This is a genomic window from Anabaenopsis arnoldii (assembly GCF_028331025.1).
Lineage (GTDB): Bacteria > Cyanobacteriota > Cyanobacteriia > Cyanobacteriales > Nostocaceae > Anabaenopsis > Anabaenopsis arnoldii.
Map to the genome: position 1 here is coordinate 1 of NZ_JAQMUH010000168.1, position 4,496 is coordinate 4,496.

Below are 4,496 nucleotides of genomic sequence, written 5' to 3' on the forward strand. Positions count from 1 at the left end.
GCTACCTGGGCTGATGTCATCAACCGCGCTAACCTGGGTATGGAAGTAATGCACGAGCGTAACGCTCACAACTTCCCCTTAGACTTGGCTGCTGGTGAAGTTGCTCCTGTTGCTTTGACTGCTCCTGCAATCAACGGCTAAGAGATTCAGGTTAAGAAACTTAAATAATACTGTCTCTGCTTGATCAAAGCGCCCTTCCTACCGGATGGGCGCTTTTGGTTTTGGTAATGTAACTGTTTACCAAGAGAGTAAGCAAAACCGCGACTAAAGTGAGTTTCAGCTAAAGCGCGATTAGACCGACCTTGACTGTTTAGTCAATCTCGGTAATACTATTTAGGTAATCTTGTCATCTATCTTTAGATAGATTTTTGAGAATATAAAAATTTTAGAGTAGTATTGACCCCTCACCTTACAAAGGGTTGGGGTATATGGCTTACAGCAGCGCTTCGCCTAAATCCTGTTGTAATGCACCAGTCAACTATTACGGAAGTTCAATCAAAATAGCTGAAATAGTGATTCTCATGTATTGACATCCTCAATCTAGCGAGTGCCGATTAACCTCGGTCGCTTGCTGGGTAAAGGTTTCAGGAGTTTTGTTAGTATGCTAAAGTCCATTTCAGCCGTTAAGTTTATTGAACCTGGCTAACGCCACGCTATCGCTATCGGAAAGTGCCTCTAGACTTCTTACTGGGACTGTGTTTAAAATGGAGGGGACCGCTTCCCTCACCGGAAGTGGAATTAATGGAAGCAAACTGCCTCTTTTCATACCACTGAGAAGTGGCAGAAGACCGCTTCCCTCACCGGAAGTGGAATTAATGGAAACTATCTGCCGCTACCTCTCTCGCTCATGGCGTAGTTCGACCGCTTCCCTCACCGGAAGTGGAATTAATGGAAACAGTTTTTTCCTTGAAATCTAATTGTTTATGTATACATAGACCGCTTCCCTCACCGGAAGTGGAATTAATGGAAACAGCTGTTACACCCATGACGGCGTTAAATAAATAATTGCTACCGTCATCACACCCAAAATCAAAGCAATGGGGTTGATATTCGCTAAGAGATCAGGTAGGTTTTTGACTATTCCTAAAACTCCACCTTTAGGAGTTGGCTGTCCCAGGAAAGGTGCTGTTTGCAAAATAATTAAAATCACCCCAATTCCTGACATAAAGCCAGAAATTACACTGTAGGGCATGAGGGTGATATATCTCCCTAACTTGAAAACACCAAAGATGATTTGAAATAACCCTGCTAACATGACTACGGTAAAAGCCATAGCCAAACCGTTTTCTGGGTCTTTTGCTGTGAAAGAACTGATAATACCGGTAATAACTACAGTCATTTTTGGGCAAAAGTTACAACTTTTTCTGTATTTCTGGGTATTTTAAAACTTGTTTAGCCTTCTCGTCTCATTGTCAAGACTGATGATACTAAGTACGTGAGCAAAATTAATTTAACATTTTTGGAATAAACAAGAATCTCTATAGTTCTTAAACGTTTTGAGTAACGTCCATCAAAAAACCGGGGTCATGCCCCGGCCTTTTAGGTCTGCGTCGTTTCATTTCGACTCAACAGCCGTCTGGTCCACAGAAATGTCTTCCGTACAGTACCTCTGCTTCACAGATATAGATCATGCCCGCATAATCGGTAAAAAATGTAATTGCGACCTTATCTGCGATATTCTCCGCCATCTCCCGTGTTTCGGTGAGTACCTCGAACTTCACATTAGAATCAGTGTCAGCAGTGTTGGGTTTACCTGTAGAGCGGACGTTGCGACTACCTTTACCACCAGTATCCACCACTGTATAACCAGTCGCTCCGCATTCTTCAATGATCTTGGCGACCTTTTTCATCAGAACCTTTTCCGTGACGATGACGAGCTTGTTGGCACGCTTGGACATATTGCTTACCTCCTTACTTACGTAAATTGATATTATATACTGAGTTGCTTAGTCTGCCGGGTCAAGGGAGCGCCAACAGACAAAGACCCTTCTGGGATTAGCCACCTATTGCTTGGGCAAGACCGATAAAGAAAGGGATACAAAAGCCGATCGCAATTGGCGTACCGACTGCTGTGGACGCGCCTATATAAGCTGATGGATTAGCGGAAGGAATACCGGCTCGCAATGTAGGAGGACCTGAGATGTCTGAACTAGAGGCAGCGATAATAGCCAGGACGACGACACCGCCCATGCTAAATCCTGTTGCGTAGTGGGCAATCATACCTAAACCGAAGGCGATTAAACCATGTATAAATGGTGCAATCGCACTATACACAACGTACCATTGAGCTACCTTACGCAGTTCGCCAACCCTTGACCAAGCCTCCATACCCATTACCAGCATCAAGATGGAGAGCAAGCCACGAAAAGCAGGATCATAGAAGCTTTTATAGACGCTTTCTGGTCTGGCGAACAGGCCAAGAGCGAGACCTAACAACATTGCTGATAAGGCAGGACCCCGGAGGCTTTCCTCGATGATTGGCCATATTTTGACTTTATTATCACCGGGATTTTTCTGTTGGCTGAGATACTCTTGCCGAGTGCTGGGATAATCACCAGCCGCAACGGGCTGTTTGCTGAAAGACTCCTGCATGGCAGAGTCGGATGCTTCTTTACGCTTCTTCTTGTTGATGTAAATATTGGCTATCACAATCGCAGTTACTAGCGCCGGGATGTCCATGAAGGGATAGAGTGCGCCAGCCCATGCTTCAAATGGGATTTTTTGTTCTTCCAGTAGTGTCAGGGCAGCAGCCATAGTAGAGCCACTCACCGCACCAAACAACCCACCAGTAGCGATCGCATCTACTGTTTTGACCTTAGGCAGCTTGGCCAATGTAAAGCGGGCGATGAATACAATCACAATCCCTGTGATTACAGAAAACAATGCCGGTAACAATACTTCCGTCAGATTGGAGTTGCGGATCGCAATTCCACCAGTCAGACCGATTTTGGTCAGCAGCATGAAGACGATGATCGAACAAACCGCGTCTGGAATTACCAATTCGCTACCAAGGGCGGCAATGATCATCCCACCAATCAAAAAGGCGAGTGTTGGGGACTGCAACTGCTTAATAAAGTCAGTGAAAAATAAGGACAAAAAATCCATGAATACCTCCTTGTAACTCCTCTAACGAGGAGCATTTTTGTGGATGAACTAAATGAACTTTAAAGAGTTACGTAAGGTAGGAGTGAGGCACTTCACCCATTAAATCTAAGCACAATACCTGTCTTCATCTGTCAATAAATTTACTTGGCCAACAATAATGCAACCATGTTAATTTGGCATTAATAATCTTGGGTACCAATTCAAAATTTAGATACCCAGCTTATTTGTATGCGAAAATATTTGGTATTGGCTTTTTGCTGATACAAGCCGAAAACTTGGAGCTGTTAAAATTACAAATAAATCTCATTGATTAACAGCTTTTGCAGATTTATGTTGGTCAGATGAATATATTAATCTTGAGCTAAAGATTGGCTCTTAGCATTTTAGTGTGATTAAAACATTTTTCTCAAAATACATTTGTCAATGCTCCTCAAGCAGTGCTTAACTGTTTTCTAAGTACAAAAAACAGCAATTATAAAATATATTGCTGATTTGTGATTATGTTGGATAATTTACATTAATTGTGAATTAAGGTTCTAGTTCAGGATAAATCCTAGTTACCTTGAAACACAATCATACAGAACTATCTACCCAGTTTTATTTTTGCAGTTGCAACTGGGGAGCAACTGTTTGATTACAAATAGCATACCGCCTTTAGATGGAAAAAATTAATCCAAAGACAGGAATTATTAAAAAAATATTATATAGCTCATATAAGCAAAACCTTATATCTATCCCGAAAATTGGCTGTATTAGTCAATTTATAATTTCTTTCTATGAAAACCATTATTTATCTATGAGGTATTGACAGTCTTAGTGCTAAACCCAGGGAGATTCTACATTCACAATCAAAACTTGCTCACCCTGAGTTGCGCCAAGGAGAGTAGAGGCTTAAACTCCTGTAGCATTAATTCAGGAAGACCGCTTCCCTCACCGGAAGTGGAATTAATGGAAACGGTCTAATCTAGACTCTTCCATTGTTATAAATATAAGACCGCTTCCCTCACCGGAAGTGGAATTAATGGAAACGAGTAAAAGTCATTACAGGCGGTTTCTATATATGGCTACCACCCACTCGCTAGAGAATATCGTCAAACCCCGCCACTGTTTTACTGACTCTATGCTATTGGCAAGTTTCTACTTGTCCCTATTTGGCGAGATTCAAAAAAGTTTGTCAATATACCTATCTAGGTCATTACGCTTAATGCGCCAGGCTCTACCTATTAACTTGGCTTTTAATTCCCCACCAAGCGATCGCCTCTTTGAGAAACTCCTCCAGAATTGAGCTAATGATAAGTAAAACTTACATCAAGCATAATTTTTATTAAAAAAATACCCCTTGCCAAACATTTGTAAACAATTGTAAAGTAGTGTCATAGACAGAAAACAAA

Annotated in this window: 3 protein-coding genes and 2 pseudogenes; 2 read left to right on the plus strand and 3 right to left on the minus strand. The window is 41.8% G+C overall.

The window, feature by feature from the left end; genetic code table 11:
- A pseudogene (locus tag PN457_RS14825) lies at positions 1 to 141 on the plus strand (photosystem II q(b) protein); the annotation flags it as partial.
- 844 nt (positions 142 to 985) lie between these two features.
- On the opposite strand, the pseudogene PN457_RS14830 reads toward PN457_RS14825, so the two are convergent.
- The 3 genes and pseudogenes from PN457_RS14830 to PN457_RS14840 form a co-directional block, all read right to left on the minus strand.
- A pseudogene (locus PN457_RS14830) lies at positions 986 to 1,339 on the minus strand (SulP family inorganic anion transporter); the annotation flags it as partial.
- Positions 1,340 to 1,565: 226 nt separating this feature from the next.
- Positions 1,566 to 1,898 carry a P-II family nitrogen regulator gene (locus PN457_RS14835; protein ID WP_271734155.1) on the minus strand — a complete coding sequence of 111 codons (333 nt, stop codon included), beginning with the start codon at positions 1,896 to 1,898 and terminating at the stop codon, positions 1,566 to 1,568.
- Between the two features lie 97 nt (positions 1,899 to 1,995).
- On the minus strand, positions 1,996 to 3,105 hold the full coding sequence (locus tag PN457_RS14840; RefSeq protein ID WP_271734156.1) for a sodium-dependent bicarbonate transport family permease: 1,110 nt from the start codon (positions 3,103 to 3,105) through the stop codon (positions 1,996 to 1,998).
- A 1,060-nt stretch (positions 3,106 to 4,165) separates the two neighbouring features.
- Between PN457_RS14840 and PN457_RS14845 the strand changes: the two genes are divergently transcribed.
- Positions 4,166 to 4,390, plus strand: coding sequence for a hypothetical protein (locus PN457_RS14845; RefSeq protein ID WP_271734158.1), 225 nt, complete (start codon positions 4,166 to 4,168; stop codon positions 4,388 to 4,390).
- Positions 4,391 to 4,496: the final 106 nt, after the last annotated feature.